Source organism: Chryseobacterium sp. MMO-72 (genome assembly GCF_037146035.1).
GTDB lineage: Bacteria > Bacteroidota > Bacteroidia > Flavobacteriales > Weeksellaceae > Chryseobacterium > Chryseobacterium indicum.
Genome location: NZ_JBBCWG010000014.1, coordinates 58,540 through 75,421, shown reverse-complemented (window position 1 = coordinate 75,421; position 16,882 = coordinate 58,540). Strand labels below are relative to the sequence as shown.

Below are 16,882 nucleotides of genomic sequence, written 5' to 3'. Positions count from 1 at the left end.
AAATCCGCACAATCTGCTAAATTATTTACAGTATGTCATGCTGAAAGCATCTAAAGAAAGTTTTCAATGTATGGTTGAAATCCTTTTCAGGATGACAAAATTGCTGTCAATGGATTGAGAAAGGATAACAATTTTACATTGAAAAAAATCTGCGTAATCTGCAAAATCTGCGGGAGATAATTCAAAAGATTCTTCACTCCATAATGCTTCGCAAAATTTCAATCAGAATGACAAGCGACCATTAAAGATTTTGGGAGATAAAAAGAATTGTTGACAATTATTCATTGTTTTGTCTTTCGTTTAGTATTCGCGGTGTCACTCTGAGCCTGTCGAAGAGCTTTTTTCGAGCCATTTATTTATAGATTTTTGTTCTTTAAAAGTCCTGTGTTTAGATCCTTTCAGGATGACAAACTGAATGATGATTACTATTTCTCGAAGATTTTGCAAATTTAGCAGATGATTAAGTAGAATAAATCCGAACAATCTGCCAGAAATCAAAAAGTAAAATAACTTTCAGAATAGTTGAAGGGGATTTATTTACAGTATGTTTGTCATGCTGAAAGCATCTAAGAAAGTTTTCAATGTATCGTTGAAATCCTTTTCAGGATGACTAAAACGCTGTCAATGGATTGAGAAAGTATAAACAATTCTACGTTGAAAAAAATCCGCACCATCTGCTAAATTATTTACATTAGGTTTGTCATGCTGAAAGCATCTGAATAAAGTTTTTAATGTATCGTTGAAATCCTTTTCAGGATGACAAAAACGCTGTCAATGGATTTGAGAAAGCATAACAATTTTACATTGAAAAAAAATCTGCACAATCTGCACAATCTGCGGGAGATTATTCGAAAGATTCTTCATTCCATATTACTTTGCAAAATTTCAATCAGAATGACATGACTCGTTAAAGATTTGAATAAAATAACAAGCTGTACTTGTTTAGGGTGTTGTAAGAAACGTCTGCAATCCTAGCCGGGATTGGAGCAATTGTCTGAGCTCATTTTTTTTAGTTTACGGCGCGGCGAAGCCGCGCCGTAAACTAAAGAAATAGCGAGTGCGGAAAGCGCGATAAAGCTCCTGAAAAATACAATTCCTTTCAAAAAACAGAAATTTAAGGTGAAAATCCTTCGACTGTTTCGCATTCAAGAAGACCGTAAAATTGTGATAATTTTTAATTCAATAAGTTCCTGAAGTTTTGTAATTGATTCCCGAAATGTGTATTTTCGCAAAAGTTTATGAAAAAAATACTCTTCATATCGATATTGGGTTTACTGAGCTGCAGCAAAAATGCGCAGACTCATCCTCCCGTTGGCGGCGTTCTCAGCAAGAACGATCTGGATGTTTCCAAAAACAGGATGAAAAACCTGAATGCACAGGAAAGATACCATATTCAGGAATGGATTGGCAATCAGCCGGTAAAATTTTATCCTACGCAGCTTAATTACTGGACGAATACGGAAGGTTTTGACCAAAGGCAGAGAAGACAGGACAATACGCTGATTTCTTATTCTTACGACCTGTACGACTTCGACCAGACGAAAATCTACGATCAGCCAATCACAAGAAGAGATGCCAAATTCGGTCATTTTGATGAACTGAAGGCGGTAGAAGATGCTTTGCGTTTTATACACGACGGTGAGGAAGTTACGCTTCTGGTTCCGTCTGCACTGGCGTATGGAACGTACGGAGATGAGAAGAAAATAGATAACGACATCCCACTAATCATAAAATTAAAAGCATTATAATCCATGAAATTGTTTAACAAGAATATAATTCTGGCGGCGGCAAGTGTTTCGCTGATGAGTTGTACACCAATTTATAAAAAAATGAACGTAGACAAAGAAACTTACGAAGGTCTTAATGACGGACTTTATGCGAATCTTCAGACGACAAAGGGTAATTTGATCGTAAAATTCGAGGATAAAAAAGCACCGGTAACTGTGGCTAATTTTATTGGTCTTGCAGAAGGAAAAATCGATAACAAAGCGAAAGCGAAAGGCGTTCCTTATTATGACGGAACGATTTTCCACAGAGTGATTAAAGATTTCATGATTCAGGGGGGAGATCCTCAGGGAACTGGAATGGGAGATCCGGGATATAAATTCGAGGACGAAAGAAACGATCTTAAGCATACCGGAAAAGGAGTGCTTTCTATGGCGAATTCGGGTCCGAATACGAATGGTTCTCAGTTCTTCATCACGGAAGTGGCTACACCTTGGTTAGACGGAAGACACACGATTTTCGGGAAAGTGGTAAAAGGAGAGGATGTAATCGATGCGATTGCGAATGTAGAAAAAGGATCGCAGGATAAGCCTAAAACTGACATCGTTTTGGAAAAAGTTTCTGTTTTCAGCAAAGGAGACGAATACAAAAACTACGATGCAGCAAAAACGTTTACAGAAGGAAAAGCTAAAATTGCAGAAAACAACAAAGCGTTTTTAGCAAAAGAAGAAGCTGAAAAAGCTAAAAAAGAAGCTGAATTCAAAGCCAATCAGGAGAAAATGGTTGAAGATCTGAAAGCAGGAATGCAGAAAACAGAATCCGGTCTTTACTATAAAATCACGAAAACAACAGAAGGAAAAGCTCCGAAAGCGGGTGATAACGTTTCTGTACACTATGCAGGAAAACTGGTAGACGGATCGGAATTCGATTCTTCTTTCAAGAGAAATGAGCCGATTGAAATTCCTATCGGGATGGGAAGAGTGATTAAAGGCTGGGACGAAGGAATCCTTTTGTTAAAAGAAGGTGAAACCGCTACTTTACTGATTCCGCCGGCAATGGGTTACGGAGAAAGAGGAGCAGGAGGAGTAATTCCGCCAAACGCATGGTTAATCTTCGATGTTGAGCTTGTAAAAGTAAAATAATCTGAATCTTACAATATTCTGAAAGCCGTCCGAAAGGATGGCTTTTTTCGTTGCCGTTTGTTTGTAACGATTCGCCGGACTTCTGCGACAGATTTAAGGAAAGAAGAAGTAATCGTCTTCTTTGAAAATCGTAACAACTGTCTATTTAAAATTATGAAAGCCAAATCATTCCTGTTTCTGTTCATGTTCCTGTCATTGATGTCTTTTGCTCAGACGAAGGCAAATCCGGAAGATGCAGCCATTAAACAATCACTGTCGTATTTTGTGAATACGATTAAAACAAAGAAAATCGATCAGTCGGTGAACTGTATTTATCCGAAATTTTTCACGGTGATTCCGAAAGATCAGATGACGCAGATTCTGAACATTACCTACAACAATCCTTTTATGAAGATTGAAATTCAGGATTTTAAGTTTGGGAATATTGCAAAGCCGGAACAGATTGATAAAGAATATTTCTCCATCGTCAATTACTTTCTCAAGCTGAAATGCAATGTCGGTTCCCTGAATGAAGACATGAAGAAGAAAATCCAAGCGATGCTGATTCAGAAATACGGCAAAAACAATGTACAGTATGCTGCGAAGGAAAATTCTTACATAATCAACGCCAATATGAAAGCCTGTGCGGTTTCCAAAGACAAAAAATACTGGAAGTTTGTGATCCTCGAAAATGAATACAAATCTCAATTGGTAAAAGTGTTGCCGAAGAAGATTTTGGATAAAATTTAAAATTTTTGATTTTATTTATTGAAAACCATCCGAAAGGGTGGTTTTTTTGTTGAAAATTCAGGGAAAATACGGTTTTCCGTAAAGTTTTGGAATATTATATTTATAGCTTTATAATAAAAAAATAATATGTTAGAAATAGATTCTATTAGAATTATTAATTTTAAAAGTATCAAAGACTATACTTTTGATTTTAAAAACATTAGTATTGACTCTAGTAGCACAGGGATTTTTGTTGGATTAAATGAGAGCGGAAAATCAGCTTTTCTTGAGGCTATAAATTTTATAAATGATTCTTTTAGTTCAATAAATTACGAAGAATATTGTAATAAAGAAGCTCAAGATGATGATCTAGAATTAAAACTAATAATAAAATATAATATTAATATTGAAGAAGCATCTAAATTCATAATTAATTCAAAAAATATTGATGCTCCTTTATCAAAAAATATATTAATAAAAAGCTTTTCAAAAACTTATTCATCAAACAGAAAAGAAGCGCTAAATATTATAGATAAGCTTGATTTTGAGATCAAGAATATTGATTTAAACGATTATTATGTCATAGCTTATAGAGATATTGATTCAAACGGAGTACCTATTAATGAAAATAACATTAGAAGATTACATACGGCAGAAGTAGCCAATCGAAGATCTACTAGAATTGATGTCGAAAATGTATTGAAACGAATAATTATAAGAAAGATAGGAGAAGAATTTCCTAAAATTCAATTATGGAAATCCAAACCTGAATATTTAATAAGCACTCCTATAGATCTGAATGAATTTAAAAACAATCCTGACATATCAATTCCATTAAAAAATATATTTAGTATTTATGGAAAATAAAACAAAGATGATATTTATAATTTGATTGAAAAAATACTAATATCAGAAGCGAAAAGAGAAGAGTTTCAGGATAAAATTTCTGATGCTATTACAAAGTATATAAATAAGATTTGGATTGAACATAAGATCAAAATTAAAATTTCTATTAATGGAACTATTTGTAATGTTTTTGTTGAAGATAAGGATAAAAAATACTCATACTTTTCAATGGATCAGAGAAGTGATGGATTTAAGCAATTTATATCATTAATTCTTTCTTTGTCTACCTTAAATGAAGCAGCTACTCTAAAAAATAATATTATTTTAATTGACGAGCCTGAAGTCCATTTACATCCTTCCGGAATATCATATATGAGAGATGAACTTCTAAAAATAGGAAAAAATAATATTGTATTAGTTTCAACACATAGTCCTTATTTAATTGATGTTAATACTCCGCGAAGGCATTACATGGTAACAAAGAGACAAGGAGAAACAAAAATTGAGCAGGTTGATGAAAATACGAATTTTAGAGAAGATTCAGTTTTGAAAAATGCATTTGGATTAAATTTATATAAAGAATTATTACCTGAAAAAATTATAATTGTCGAAGGTGGAGATGATAAGTTTTTATTTAATTATTGTTTCAATCAATATAATTACAAAAATTTTGCAATTAAATCTGCTGGAGGTGCAAGTAAAGTTCCAGGCTTCGCAAGTTTATTAAGTAATGAAAATCTAGAACCAATAATTATTTTTGATGCTGATAAAGAAGGAAAAGATAATAAGAAAAAGATACTTGAAAATTATAAAGATAGCTATAATGAGACGAATGTTTTTACAATTAAAGATTTAAATAATGATCTTCCCGATAATTCTACTATAGAAGATTTATATCCAATAAATTTTTTTAAAGAATTTATGGAAAAAGAACTACAAGTAAATTTAACTTTGAATACTAATGAAGCGGTAATAATTCAGCTTAAAAATCAGAACGAAAAAATTAAAAACGATAAACAAAAATTAGAATCTTTAAAAATTAAAATTTCAAAAGAATTTATTAAAGAATATAAAACACTAGAACAGCTACAAGCTATTAGTCGATTAAATAAATTAATTTTAGAGTTTCAAAAAAGAACAGTGAAAGAGTAATATTTTAAAAACCGTTTTTTTAGATGGTTTTTTTATTTCGCAAAAACTCCTTATTTTCCCAAAAACCACCCCATGAAAAACTCACTCCCCAATTTCCGCTCAATCTAAAAACCATGTTAGAAAGAAACCATCTTGAACCTTGCGGAAGCAGTTCGAGCCATAAAAGTCTCGGCAGTTTTGTGAAAATCATGAATGCACTCATGGGAGACGTATGTGCAGAACTGTATTTTCTGGAAATTCCCTCTTTCGATACCGAAAGAATACTGTTTGTAGAACGAAAAAAAGGAATCGAAAACTACCGCATCGTTTATAAAATTGCAGAACGTACGATCCGCCTTTCGGAAGGTAACGAAGAAGAAAGAATTTTAGAATATCAAAGAAAACTGTCACCAGATTCCTATAAAATACTGCAACAATTGTTTGAAAGTGCGCTTTATCAGACGAGATATCCTAAAGAGCGGCGTATTGTTCTCGACGGAGTACAGTATTATTTCTCCAACGTTTTGAAAATGGGGAAAATCTCATCACCCGAAAAGAACTCTTTAATCGGAAAACTCATAGACATCTGCGAAAAAATAAAAAGTATGATTCAGTCAGACAACAGACCATTGGTTTTTGAGGATGATTTCAGAGGTGAAATGGAAGATTTAATCAGGGAAATTAATGGTGATTTAGAATAGTAATGAATGGTTTTCTTTCATTCTGAAGAAGAATTCCAGATAAACACAGTCTGATTTTTTATAAAAGACTCCTCGACAGGCTCAGAGTGACACCGCGAATAATAAACGAAAGACAAAACAATTAATAATTGTTAACAATTCTTTTGTCTGCCAACATCTTTAACGGTCGCTTGTCATTCTGATTGAAATTTTGCGAAGCATTATGGAAAGAAGAATCTTTTTGAATGATCTCCCGCAGATTGTGCAGATCTTGCGGATTTTTTCTACTTAATCATCTGCTAAATTTGCAAAATCTGCGAGAGATAATAATCATGCAGCTTGTCATCCTGAAGGATCTAAATAATGACTTAAAAGAACAGAGATCAATAAATAAAACATTCAGAAAGAAGCTCTTCGGCAAGCTCAGAGTGACACCGCGAATACTAACTGTAATATCTTAACAATGAATAATTGATAAAGGTGGTTTTAAGGTATAAAATTATAAACAATCCTATGTCATTCTGACGAAGGAAGAATCTGAAAATACACAGTTGTATTAAACGATGATAGAGACTCTTCGAAAGGCTCAGAGTGACACCGCGAATACTAATTGTAATATCTTAACAATGAAAGATTGTTTTTAGTAAAACCTTTAACGCTACATTGTCATCCTGAAAGGATCTCAACGATACATTAAAAATTTTGTTTAGATGCTTTCAGCATGACATACCGTAAATAAATCACCCGAAATAGCTATTCCGTAAATAAAAGTGAAGTGTTACCTTAGCAGTACACTAAATTTAAAACTTTTAACTATGGCTTACGATTTTAAAATCCGTTCAGCAGTTACTTCCACAGGAAAAACCGCGTATTATGCAAAGCTGACCGGTCTTACAGAACCTGAGTTTTTTGTGGCATACAAAACGAAGTATGAGGAAAGATTCGGACTTTACAATGTTTCGGTTTCTAATAATCTGGTGTACAATGCCGCCGATTATGTGAACGAATTTGGTTTTTGGGCATACTTTATCGAGGCTACCGCGAAAGTGGAAAGTCAGGGCTCTTTTCTCTGTCTCAATACCTATGACAGAGCGTACTTTACATTCGGTTTTATGCAGTTTGCGGCACACGTTCCGAACGGAGATTTTGTAAGATTTTTCAGAAAGTTGCTGGCTTTGGAAAATGCTTCAGACTATTTCCCGAGACTTCGCCTGGTCGATGACAGAATCTATTATAAAAATGATACAGGAGCGACCTCACAGCTTGAGAACGACAGCAGCTCCCAAAAGCTGATGGAATATCTGAATCCTACCACTAATGAAGTGGAACAGCAGGAACTCATCTGTTCGGCAAGATTTATCCATTGGGCGACCAACGACCCGAATCACAGAAGAGTACAGGTAGAACAGTCGATCAGTCTGTACAAAGAAAACATGAAAAAGTACAGCAAAAGGCTTAATCTGAACGGTTATCCTGCAAAAGTATGCTTTATGATCTGCGATATTCTGCATCAGGGAAGAGGAACGTATGACAGGATCAGTTATGCGCTGGACACCGACAGTCACGAAAAAGCATTCCAGAATCTGTGTACGATAGGAAACACCCACTATCCGACAAGAATCAACGGACTGAAAGCCCATCTGAAAAAGCTGGAACAGGCAGGTTTATTCAACAAAAAATATAAAGCCGACACGAATGAGTTTGTGTAGAAATCAGCTTAGTGAAATATAAAAACAGACGGTACATTCATTTGTACCGTCTGTTTTTTAGTGAATAAGAATCTTATGGATTGTTGGGAATTGTCACTATTTCAGGATTGATCCACAGTTAACACCTACGGTTTCCATTTTCTTTCTGATCCCCATTTTTTCTGCTTTTTTCGCAAGTTCTTCCTTTTCTTTTTTGTCTTTCATCGTATTCAGCTTGTCAAGCATTTTAAGCTCGTCAGTAGTTAATTTTGCACCAAGATCTTTAGTAAGACAGTCTGCAAATTTTTCAGCCTTTTCTTTGGGAGTTCCTTCTTTTACCATGCTTTCAGAAATGTCTTTATACATTGCTTTTAAGATGGATTCCTTGGAATTCGTAGTCTGTACTTTTGTTTTGGCTTTAGATTGTGCCATTACGATCTGGCTGCTGCATACAAGGATCATGCAGAATGCAAAAATGAGTTTCTTCATGTTTATTATTTTAAGGGCTAAAAGTAGGATAATTTTTTGAGAGTTGAGACACGGAATAAAATTTATTTTAAACTGCTTCAATGGATGAAAATGTTTAACAATTATTCATTGTTTTAAAATATTGCATGTAGTATTCGCGGTGTCACTCTGAGCCTGTCGAAGAGTCTATTCTTCCTAAGAACTTTTTCATAGCTGAATAATCATTATAATTTGGTCAGATCTTTTCAGGATGACAAAAAGTTGTAAAGACATTTGAGAAAGGACAAACGATTTTTCATTGTTTTAAATATCGCATTAAGCATTCGCGATGTCACTCTGAGCTTGTCGAAGAGTCTCTTTTTCCTAAGGATTTGTTCATCGCTGAATAATCATTATAATATGGTTAGATCTTTTCAGGATGACAAGCTGCATGAATGATGATTATCTCCCGCAGATTTTGCAAATTGAGCAGATGATTAAGTTAAAAATCTGCGCAATCTGCGCAATCAGCGAGAAACCCAACAATAAAATAACTTTCAGAACAATTGGAGGATGATTTATTTACAGTATGTCATGCTGAAAGCATCTGAACAAAGTTTTTAATGTATTGTTGAAATTCTTTTAGGATGACAATGTAGCGTTAAAGGTTTTGCTAAAAACAATCTTTCATTGTTTAAATAACACAGTTAGTATTCGCGTTGTCACTCTGAGCTTGTCGAAGAGCTTATTTCTGAATGTTTTATTTATTGATCTCTGTTATTTTAAATCATTTTCAGGATGACAAAATGATGTAAAGACATTTTAGAAAGTATAAACAATTTTACATTGAAAAAAAATCTGCGTAATCTGCATAATCTGCGGGAGATCATTCAAAAAGATTCTTCTTTCCATAATGCTTCGCAAAATTTCAATCAGAATGACACGATTGTATTAATGATGTTACCAAAGAAAATAACTAAACAATTTTTCATTGTTTTAAATATCGCATTAAGCATTCGCGATGTAACTCTGAGCTTGTCGAAGAGTCTCTTTTTCGTAGGATTTGTTCATTGCTGAATAATTTTTATAATTTGTTTAGATCCTTTCAGGATGACAAAGTGATGTAAAGGCATTTTAGAAAGTACAAACAATTTTAAATTGAAAAAAAAATCTGCGCAATCTGCACAATCTGTGGGAGATCATTTCAAAAGATTCTTCTTTCCATAATGCTTCGTAAAATTTCAATCAGAATGACACGATTTGTGTTAATGATGTTACCAAAGAAAATAACGAAACAATTTTTCATTGTTTTAAAATGTTGCATATAGCATTCGCGGTGTCACTCTGAACCCGTCGAAGAGTTTCTGTTTTAAAATGTTCTCATTAAAAAACCGCCCTTTGAAAGAGCGGTTTTAAGATTAATCTGTTTTAGGATCATTATTCTTTTTTCCCTGTCTTCTTGCCAAAACAATATTGGCAAAATAATTCCTTCCGTTATTAATAATCGCCAGAACACTCTGATAAAAAATATCCTGCTTCACATCGGCTAACGTTGCGATGTAATTGCACATCTGTTTGTAATCTATAGTCAGCGTCTGTCTCAGCATCTTGACATCATATGTCTGTTTCTGGAAAGTTTTAAAAGAACGGTGCGAAAAAAGATCATTAAAATCTGTATTGGATTCTGCCAGATGATTGATGAATTTTACCAGCCCCAAAGCTGAAACCGCTGCGCTGTATTCTGAAGAAAGCAGCTTTTCCAGCATTGTATTCAGGCGGATGGTTTCTTCTTCGTAAGAATCGTCCTGCACATTTTTATACTGATCCAGAAGAATTTTTACGAAAGCATAGGCATTCTTTTCAGTTTCTGTTTTAGCGTTTCTGTACGGTTTTATGGCATCTCTCAGCGCCTGCATGTCGGCATCACGAATATCGTCCAGTTCAGCGATCTTTTTAGATTCTTCACTGGCACGTATCTGATCGAGTGCGCTGTTATACGTAGGAATCTGTGCCTGTATGGCATCGTACATTCTTTTAAAATCAGGGTCTGTTTCTGCATTCAGGGCAGAAGCTGCAAAATCTTCATAGAAACGGATGATAAGCTGCCCGAATTCGGCATGATGCAGTTTTGTGGCATCCATCGAAATTAGTTTTTTCATGTGCGTTATATTTTATTATTATATCTGCCACAGAGGATCAGTATCGTACTGAGTCTGCGGATATTTTTTTTCTCTATCTTCAGAAATTTCCGACGGCAAACTGTAAGAGGTTCTTATCGTCGGAAATTCCGGCAGGGCAAACCACTATCAAAGTAAGCTTTCGGAGATCTCCGGCGGCACAAACCAAAACAGTTTCGGGTCGTCGGAAATTCCGACAGAGAGAACCCGAAGAGGATGAGACTTTCGGAAGTTTCCGATAATGCAATCCTGAATTTTGTGTTTTTTGTGTAAACTTTCCGGCAGCTTTTTTTATTCTCCTGTGCTGTTTTATTTTTTTTGCCATGCTCTCTTTCAAAGAGTTTTATCAAAAATATAAAAATTCTTATAATGCCTGTACAAAACAGATAACAGTTATTATTCTGTACATATATAGATTGATTTTTTGTCATGCTGAGAGCATTTTAAACAAAGTTTTTAATGTATCGTTGAGATCCTTTCAGGATGACAATGTAACGTTAAATGTTTTACTAAAAACAATTCTTCATTGTTAAGATATTACAGTTAGTATTCGCAGTGTCACTCTGAGCCTGTCGAAGAGTCTCTGTCATCATTTAGTAAGATCGTATATTTTCAGATTCTTCCTTCGTCAGAATGACATAGGATTGTTAATAATTTTATACGTTAAAATAGCCTTTAACAATTACTCATTGCTAAGATAATACAGTTAGTATTCGCGTTGTCACTCTGAGCTTGTCGAAGAGCTCGTTTCTGAATGTTTTATTTATTGATCTCTGTTATTTTAAATCATTGTTTAGATCCTTTCAGGATGACAAAATGATGTAAATGTATAGGAGAAAGTATAAACAATTTTAAATTGAAAAAAATCTGCGCAATCTGCACAATCTGCGAGAAACCAAAAAATAAAATAACTTTTAGAACATTTGGAGGATGATTTATTTACGATATGTCATGCTGAAAGCATCTAAACAAAGTTTTTAATGTATTGTTGAAATTCTTTTAGGATGACAATGTAGCGTTAAAGGTTTGCTAAAAACAATTTTTTATTGTTTAAATAACACAGTTAGTATTCGCGTTGTCACTCTGAGCTTGTCGAAGAGTCTCTTTTTCGTAGGATTTGTTCATCGCTGAACAATCGTTATAATTTGGTTTGATCCTTTTCAGGATGACAAGCTGTATGAATTATTATTATCTCCCGCAGATTCTGCAAATTTAACAGATGATTAAGTTAAAAATCTGCATAATCTGCTCAATCAGCGAGAAACCAAAAAATAAAATAACTTTTAGAACATTTGGAGGATGATTTATTTACGGTATGTCATGCTGAAAGCATTTAAACAAAATTTTCAATAGATCGTTGAGATCCTTTCAGGATGATAATGTAACGTTAAAGGTTTTACTAAAAACAATTCTTCATTGTTAAGATATTACAGTTAGTATTCGCAGTGTCACTCTGAGCCTGTCGAAGAGTCTCTGTCATCATTTAGTAAGACCGTATATTTTCAGATTCTTCCTTCGTCAGAATGACATAGGATTGTTAATAATTTTATATGTTAAAATAGCCTTTAACAATTACTCATTGCTAAGATAATACAGTTAGTATTCGCGGTGTCATTCTGAGCTTGTCGAAGAGCTCGTTTCTGAATGTTTTATTTATTGATCTCTGTTATTTTAAATCATTGTTTAGATCCTTTCAGGATGACAAAAAAGCTGTAAAAACATTTTAGAAAGCACAAACAATTTTACATTGAAAAAAATCTGCGTAATCTGCACAATCTGCGAGAAACCAAAAAAAATAATTTTCAGAACAATTGGAGGATGATTTATTTACAGTATGTCATGCTGAAAGCATCTGAATAAAGTTTTCAATGTATTGTTGAAATTCTTTCAGGATGACAATGTAGCGTTAAAGATTTTACTAAAAACAATCTTTCATTGTTTAAATAACACAGTTAGTATTCGCAGTGTCACTCTGAGCCTGTCGAAGAGTCTCTTCATCAGAATTTTAAACAAAAAACCGCCCTTTAAAGAGCGGTTGTGTATGATATTTTACCAGTTCTTATCAATCATATAAATAATTTGCGTCAGAGTACTTGCTCCGAGCAGAAGTTCCCTTCGGTTTACTTTTTCAAAAGTATCTTCTTCCGTGTGGTGGATGTCGAAATACCGCTGAGAATCGGGAACCAGTTCCGCTGTCGGAATTCCTAAATCGTGAAGCGGGTAAAGATCTGTTCCGGAATAGGTATTTTTAAAATCATAAATTCCGTAAGGTAAAAACAGGTCTGCCCAACTCTGGATCTGCTTTCTTTTTTCGTTATCCATATCGAGGGAAATTCCTCTCGGGGTAAATCCTCCGGCATCCGTTTCTATGGCAAAAAGATGCTTTTCATTGTTTTCTTTCACAGTTTTACCGTACATAACGCCGCCTTTTACGCCGTTTTCTTCATTGGCAAAACAAACGACACGGATGGTGTGATTATTCTGAATGCCTAAATTTTTAAAAGTCCTCAGAACTTCAATGCTCTGTACAATTCCGGAACCGTCGTCATGGGCGCCTTCACCCACGTCCCACGAATCCAGATGTCCGCCGACAACAATTACGCTTTTATCTTTCTTTCCGGTAATTTCTCCGATCACAGAGTGAGAGAGTTTTTCTCCCTTCATGCCGCAGTTGGAGTTGAGTTTGGCGGTAATTTTCTGTGATTTTAAAAGTTCTGCCAGTTCATCCGCCGTCGTGCTTCCGACCGCAACAGCAGGAATTTTTTTATCATCCTGATAACGCATGGAACCTGTATGCGGAACATCATCAAAAGCAGAGGAAAGAGAACGGATGATCGCAAATTTTCCACCTTTTTTAGCTGTTAATGATGCAGCGGTAGATCTGTATTTTGCGGCATCACCATATCCTCTGAAAGTTTCTATATACGTCTGGCTGAAAGGATAATTGAAGAACACAATTTTATCCTTCACCTGCTCCGGCGAAAGTTTATCATATTCTTCCATGGATCTTACCATGATAATTTCTCCTGAAATATCTTTTCCGCCTGTTCCTTCAGAATTTCCCAGAGAAAGCATTTTTAAGCTTTTCCATTTTCCGTTGGAGGTTTTAATGTGTAAAGATTCTTTTCCGCGAACCCACACCGGAACCATTACTTCCTGAAGCCAGACTTTGTCGGCTCCTGCATCACGAAGCTTCTGTTCTGCCCATGTTACCGCTTTTTCGTAGGATGCTGAACCACTGAGACGATGACCGATATTTTTGGTTAATTCTCTCAGTTCGTTGTATGCTTTTCCTTTATTTAATATTTCCGTAGAAATTTTTGCAAATTGTATGGAGTCTTCTTTTGCCTGACCAAAAACCGCCAAGCCCAGAAGCGTTAAAGTTGTTCCTAATATCTTTTTCATTTACCAGTTTTTATCAATCATAAAAATCATTTGCGTCATCGCTACCGCACCGAGAAGAAGCTCTCTTTTGTTCACTTTATCAAAAGTATCCTGTTCGGAATGATGATAATCAAAATATCTTTGTGTATCTACCACAAGCTCAGCCAAAGGAATATCCATTTTCTTTAAAGGAGAAATATCCTGAATGGCTTCTGTCTGGTCAAAATCGTAAACGCCGTAAGGAAGGAAATAATTTTTCCATTCGAAGATCTGTTTTCTTCTCTGCGGAGACATATCTAAAGAAAATCCTCTCGGAGAATAGCCTCCTGCATCAGTTCCCAGTGCAAAAATGTGCTTTTCATCTTTCTTCTTCACGTACGCTGCATACATTTCTCGTCCCTGTCCGCCATTTTCACTGTTTGCATAGAAAACAACACGTATCGTATGGTTATTTTCAAGACCTAAAGCTTTGAATGTTCTTAAAACTTCAATACACTGCGCGACTCCGGTTCCGTCATCAATTGCTCCTTCTCCGAAATCCCATGAGTCGAGCTGCGCACCCAAAACAATTACCTTAGAATCTTTTTTACCCTGAATTTCAGCAATGATATTTGGATTGGTGGTATCGCCTTTGGATTGGGCAGTCATATTCAGTTTAGCGGTAACTTTCTGGCTTTTTAATAATTTTTCCAGTTCATCAGCCGATTTTACTCCGATGGATAAAGCGGGAATTCTTATTTTATCATCCGGTTCGTAATACACCATTTTTGCGTGTGGCGTATCGTCTGAAGCCGTGGTTAATGATCTTATAATTAATGCTTTCGCTCCGGTTTTAGCAATGACAGAAGCGGAAATAAGTTTGGATTTTGCAGTGATTAAATAAGAATCGCTGGTATTGATGATCTTCGGATCCATCGGAAGATTCACAAAAACGATTTTATCTTTGAGCTGTCCGACAGACATGGCATTAAGGTCTGAAGCGGAATTGATTAAGACAATTTCTCCGGTAAGATCTTTTCCGCCCGTTCCTTCAGAATTTCCGAAAGAAAGCATTCTGATGTTTTTCCAGTCTCCACTGGCGGTTTTTATCTGCAGAGATTCTTTTCCTCTGATCCAGACCGGAGCTTTGGCTTCCATTTTCCAGATCATATCGATCCCGATTTCCTTAAGCTTTTTTTCTGCCCAGTCTACCGCTCTCATGTAACCCGGCGTTGCGCTGAAACGCGGACCGATGCCTTTGGTAAGCTGTCCCAGATTTTCGTATGCCGTTCCGTTGGTCATGATCTCATCGGAAATCTTTTTAAATTCATCATGATAATTGAATTTTTCGCCGACAGCAGTTTTCTTAACCGGCTTTTTAAGAGGTTTTTTTTGAGAAAATAAAAATCCACCCAAAAAGAGTGGAATGATAATGAATATTTTTTTCATTTTTTATTTACCTTTTCTTTTCCGCAGATAAAAGTAGGGAAAAAATAGTAATTTAATCTAAATTCGGATTAAGAAACCCGCAGTTAATTATTTTTAATGCAATGAACGCGAGGATTTTTTATGTATAACTTTAATTGTCCGTTCGCAAGGGCGTTTAACTCAGCAAAGGCGTCATTTGCTGAACGAATTGTCTTTGCGAACGGAATATATTTCAAAATTTTAATTACCTCTTTGCAATCTTAGCGTTCATCGAAAGAATTATATTGAATAAAGTTAACTGATTAAGGTTTCATATCGTACATTAATAGTGCGGTAACCAATTTAGGTTCAATAAAAGTGCATTTCGGAGGCATGCTGAGTTTCAGATCAGAAATTTTAATCATATCATTAAAACTTACAGGGTAGATCCCGAATCCTGCTTTACCTTCTCCGTTGTCTACTTTTTCTTTAAGCTGGTTGATTCCTTCAATGCTTGATGTTCCTTTTACGTAAGAAATTTTCTCCGAGCTGTCGGGATCTTCAATTTTTAAAATATCTTTAAAGATGTATTTGTCTAAAAGATGATGATCCAGATTATCCAGAGACATTTCCTGAGAACGCAGGTCGTGCTTTACGTGAAGGGAGTAAAATTTACCGTCCATATACATCGAAATGTGGAATTTCTGTGAAGGAAAATATGCCGTTTCTCCTTTTTCGTGGATCAGGAAGTATTTTTCCAGTTCCTTTAAAAATTCTTCGTTCGAAAGACCGTTAAGATCGGTTAAGATTCTGTTGTAATCGTGGATTTTAATCGACTGGTTGGAAACGATAAAGCTGTACACGAAATTGTAATGTTCCGTCCCGTTATGCCTTTTGTTTTTTTCTTTCTGATGTTTGGCATTCAGCGCAGTGGAACCAATTCTGTGGTGTCCGTCTGCAATGTAAAAAGAATCGATCTGATCGATCACTTCCTTAAACTGCTGCAGTTTTAAACGGTTATCGATTCTCCAGATTTTATGACGGATTCCTTTGGTATCTACATGATTGAAAATAGGAACGTTTTTCTCCTCATGGTTCATCAGCAGTTCGATCTTCGAATTCGCAGGATAGGTAAGAAGTACAGGTTCTGCCTGAAGATTTACTTTTTCAAGATAATGAGCCAGTTTTTCCTTTTTCTGCGGAATGGTACTTTCGTGTCTCTTGATTTTTCCGTTCCAGAAATCTTCGATGCTCGCCAAACCGAGAAGCCCTCTGAAAACCTGTTTGTTGGGATAAATCTGTTCATAAAGATAGTACGCAGAATTGTCCTGAACGAGTTTTTTCTCTTCCATCAATTCTTCAAAAGTCGACCGGATCTTCCTTAAATTCCTGTCGATATCTTTGGATTTACTTACGACATAAGGTTTTATCATGTTAATGTAAGTGTCTTCCACCTGAGCTTTTTCCGCGATCTCTTCCTGCGTAAAATTGTCCAGAGGATGAGTAGGGAAGGTGCTCTCATAGTCTTTATGAGGTCTTATTCCACGAAAAGGTTTAAAAATTGGCAT

Annotated in this window: 13 protein-coding genes; 7 read left to right on the top strand and 6 right to left on the bottom strand. The window is 35.4% G+C overall.

Translation table 11 applies throughout. The features are described from left to right. The first annotated feature begins 1,238 nt into the window (after positions 1–1,238). The 7 genes from WFH39_RS17215 (at position 1,239) to WFH39_RS17185 (ending at position 7,941) form a co-directional block, all read left to right on the top strand. Entirely contained in the window at positions 1,239–1,748 is a 510-nt protein-coding gene (locus WFH39_RS17215; RefSeq protein WP_336690775.1) for an FKBP-type peptidyl-prolyl cis-trans isomerase, read from the top strand. 81 nt (positions 1,749–1,829) lie between these two features. Beyond that, on the top strand, positions 1,830–2,867 hold the full coding sequence (locus tag WFH39_RS17210; RefSeq protein ID WP_336690803.1) for a peptidylprolyl isomerase: 1,038 nt from the start codon (positions 1,830–1,832) through the stop codon (positions 2,865–2,867). Positions 2,868–3,020: 153 nt separating this feature from the next. After that, positions 3,021–3,596 carry a hypothetical protein gene (locus WFH39_RS17205; protein WP_336690774.1) on the top strand — a complete coding sequence of 192 codons (576 nt, stop codon included), beginning with the start codon at positions 3,021–3,023 and terminating at the stop codon, positions 3,594–3,596. A 126-nt stretch (positions 3,597–3,722) separates the two neighbouring features. Then, positions 3,723–4,442: an AAA family ATPase gene (locus tag WFH39_RS17200; RefSeq protein ID WP_336690773.1), complete on the top strand. Its 720-nt coding sequence runs from the start codon at positions 3,723–3,725 to the stop codon at positions 4,440–4,442. Between the two features lie 21 nt (positions 4,443–4,463). After that, on the top strand, positions 4,464–5,573 hold the full coding sequence (locus WFH39_RS17195) for an ATP-dependent nuclease (protein ID WP_336690772.1): 1,110 nt from the start codon (positions 4,464–4,466) through the stop codon (positions 5,571–5,573). Between the two features lie 113 nt (positions 5,574–5,686). Then, positions 5,687–6,253: a hypothetical protein gene (locus WFH39_RS17190; protein WP_336690771.1), complete on the top strand. Its 567-nt coding sequence runs from the start codon at positions 5,687–5,689 to the stop codon at positions 6,251–6,253. Positions 6,254–7,047: 794 nt separating this feature from the next. After that, the gene (locus WFH39_RS17185; RefSeq protein WP_336690770.1) at positions 7,048–7,941 is read left to right on the top strand and encodes a hypothetical protein; all 894 of its coding nucleotides are present in this window, start codon (positions 7,048–7,050) and stop codon (positions 7,939–7,941) included. Positions 7,942–8,037: 96 nt separating this feature from the next. Here WFH39_RS17185 and WFH39_RS17180 read toward each other — a convergent pair whose 3' ends face one another. The 6 genes from WFH39_RS17180 to WFH39_RS17155 all read right to left on the bottom strand — a co-directional run bounded on the left by WFH39_RS17180 (position 8,038) and on the right by WFH39_RS17155 (position 16,882). Then, entirely contained in the window at positions 8,038–8,409 is a 372-nt protein-coding gene (locus WFH39_RS17180) for a hypothetical protein (RefSeq protein WP_214589594.1), read from the bottom strand. Between the two features lie 1,376 nt (positions 8,410–9,785). Then, positions 9,786–10,526, bottom strand: a complete 741-nt coding sequence (locus WFH39_RS17175) for a DUF6261 family protein (RefSeq protein WP_336690769.1) — start codon at positions 10,524–10,526, stop codon at positions 9,786–9,788. Positions 10,527–10,605: 79 nt separating this feature from the next. Next, positions 10,606–10,869: a hypothetical protein gene (locus tag WFH39_RS17170; RefSeq protein ID WP_336690768.1), complete on the bottom strand. Its 264-nt coding sequence runs from the start codon at positions 10,867–10,869 to the stop codon at positions 10,606–10,608. A 1,724-nt stretch (positions 10,870–12,593) separates the two neighbouring features. Next, complete coding sequence (locus WFH39_RS17165; protein ID WP_336690767.1) at positions 12,594–13,949, bottom strand: M28 family peptidase; 1,356 nt, start codon at positions 13,947–13,949, stop codon at positions 12,594–12,596. After that, positions 13,950–15,356 (bottom strand): M20/M25/M40 family metallo-hydrolase, encoded by a 1,407-nt coding sequence (locus WFH39_RS17160; protein ID WP_336690766.1) that lies wholly within the window; start codon positions 15,354–15,356, stop codon positions 13,950–13,952. Between the two features lie 281 nt (positions 15,357–15,637). Then, on the bottom strand, positions 15,638–16,882 hold the full coding sequence (locus tag WFH39_RS17155) for a DUF1015 domain-containing protein (protein ID WP_108410250.1): 1,245 nt from the start codon (positions 16,880–16,882) through the stop codon (positions 15,638–15,640).

Coding starts and splice junctions, on each gene's coding strand:
- WFH39_RS17215 (WP_336690775.1), top strand. CDS start 1,239: ATGAAAAAAATACTCTTCATATCGATATTGGGTTTACTGAGCTGCAGC.
- WFH39_RS17210 (WP_336690803.1), top strand. CDS start 1,830: ATGAACGTAGACAAAGAAACTTACGAAGGTCTTAATGACGGACTTTAT.
- WFH39_RS17165 (WP_336690767.1), bottom strand. CDS start 13,949: ATGAAAAAGATATTAGGAACAACTTTAACGCTTCTGGGCTTGGCGGTT.
- WFH39_RS17155 (WP_108410250.1), bottom strand. CDS start 16,882: ATGCCAATTTTTAAACCTTTTCGTGGAATAAGACCTCATAAAGACTAT.
- WFH39_RS17180 (WP_214589594.1), bottom strand. CDS start 8,409: ATGAAGAAACTCATTTTTGCATTCTGCATGATCCTTGTATGCAGCAGC.
- WFH39_RS17175 (WP_336690769.1), bottom strand. CDS start 10,526: ATGAAAAAACTAATTTCGATGGATGCCACAAAACTGCATCATGCCGAA.
- WFH39_RS17185 (WP_336690770.1), top strand. CDS start 7,048: ATGGCTTACGATTTTAAAATCCGTTCAGCAGTTACTTCCACAGGAAAA.
- WFH39_RS17160 (WP_336690766.1), bottom strand. CDS start 15,356: ATGAAAAAAATATTCATTATCATTCCACTCTTTTTGGGTGGATTTTTA.
- WFH39_RS17190 (WP_336690771.1), top strand. CDS start 5,687: ATGTTAGAAAGAAACCATCTTGAACCTTGCGGAAGCAGTTCGAGCCAT.
- WFH39_RS17170 (WP_336690768.1), bottom strand. CDS start 10,869: ATGGCAAAAAAAATAAAACAGCACAGGAGAATAAAAAAAGCTGCCGGA.
- WFH39_RS17200 (WP_336690773.1), top strand. CDS start 3,723: ATGTTAGAAATAGATTCTATTAGAATTATTAATTTTAAAAGTATCAAA.
- WFH39_RS17205 (WP_336690774.1), top strand. CDS start 3,021: ATGAAAGCCAAATCATTCCTGTTTCTGTTCATGTTCCTGTCATTGATG.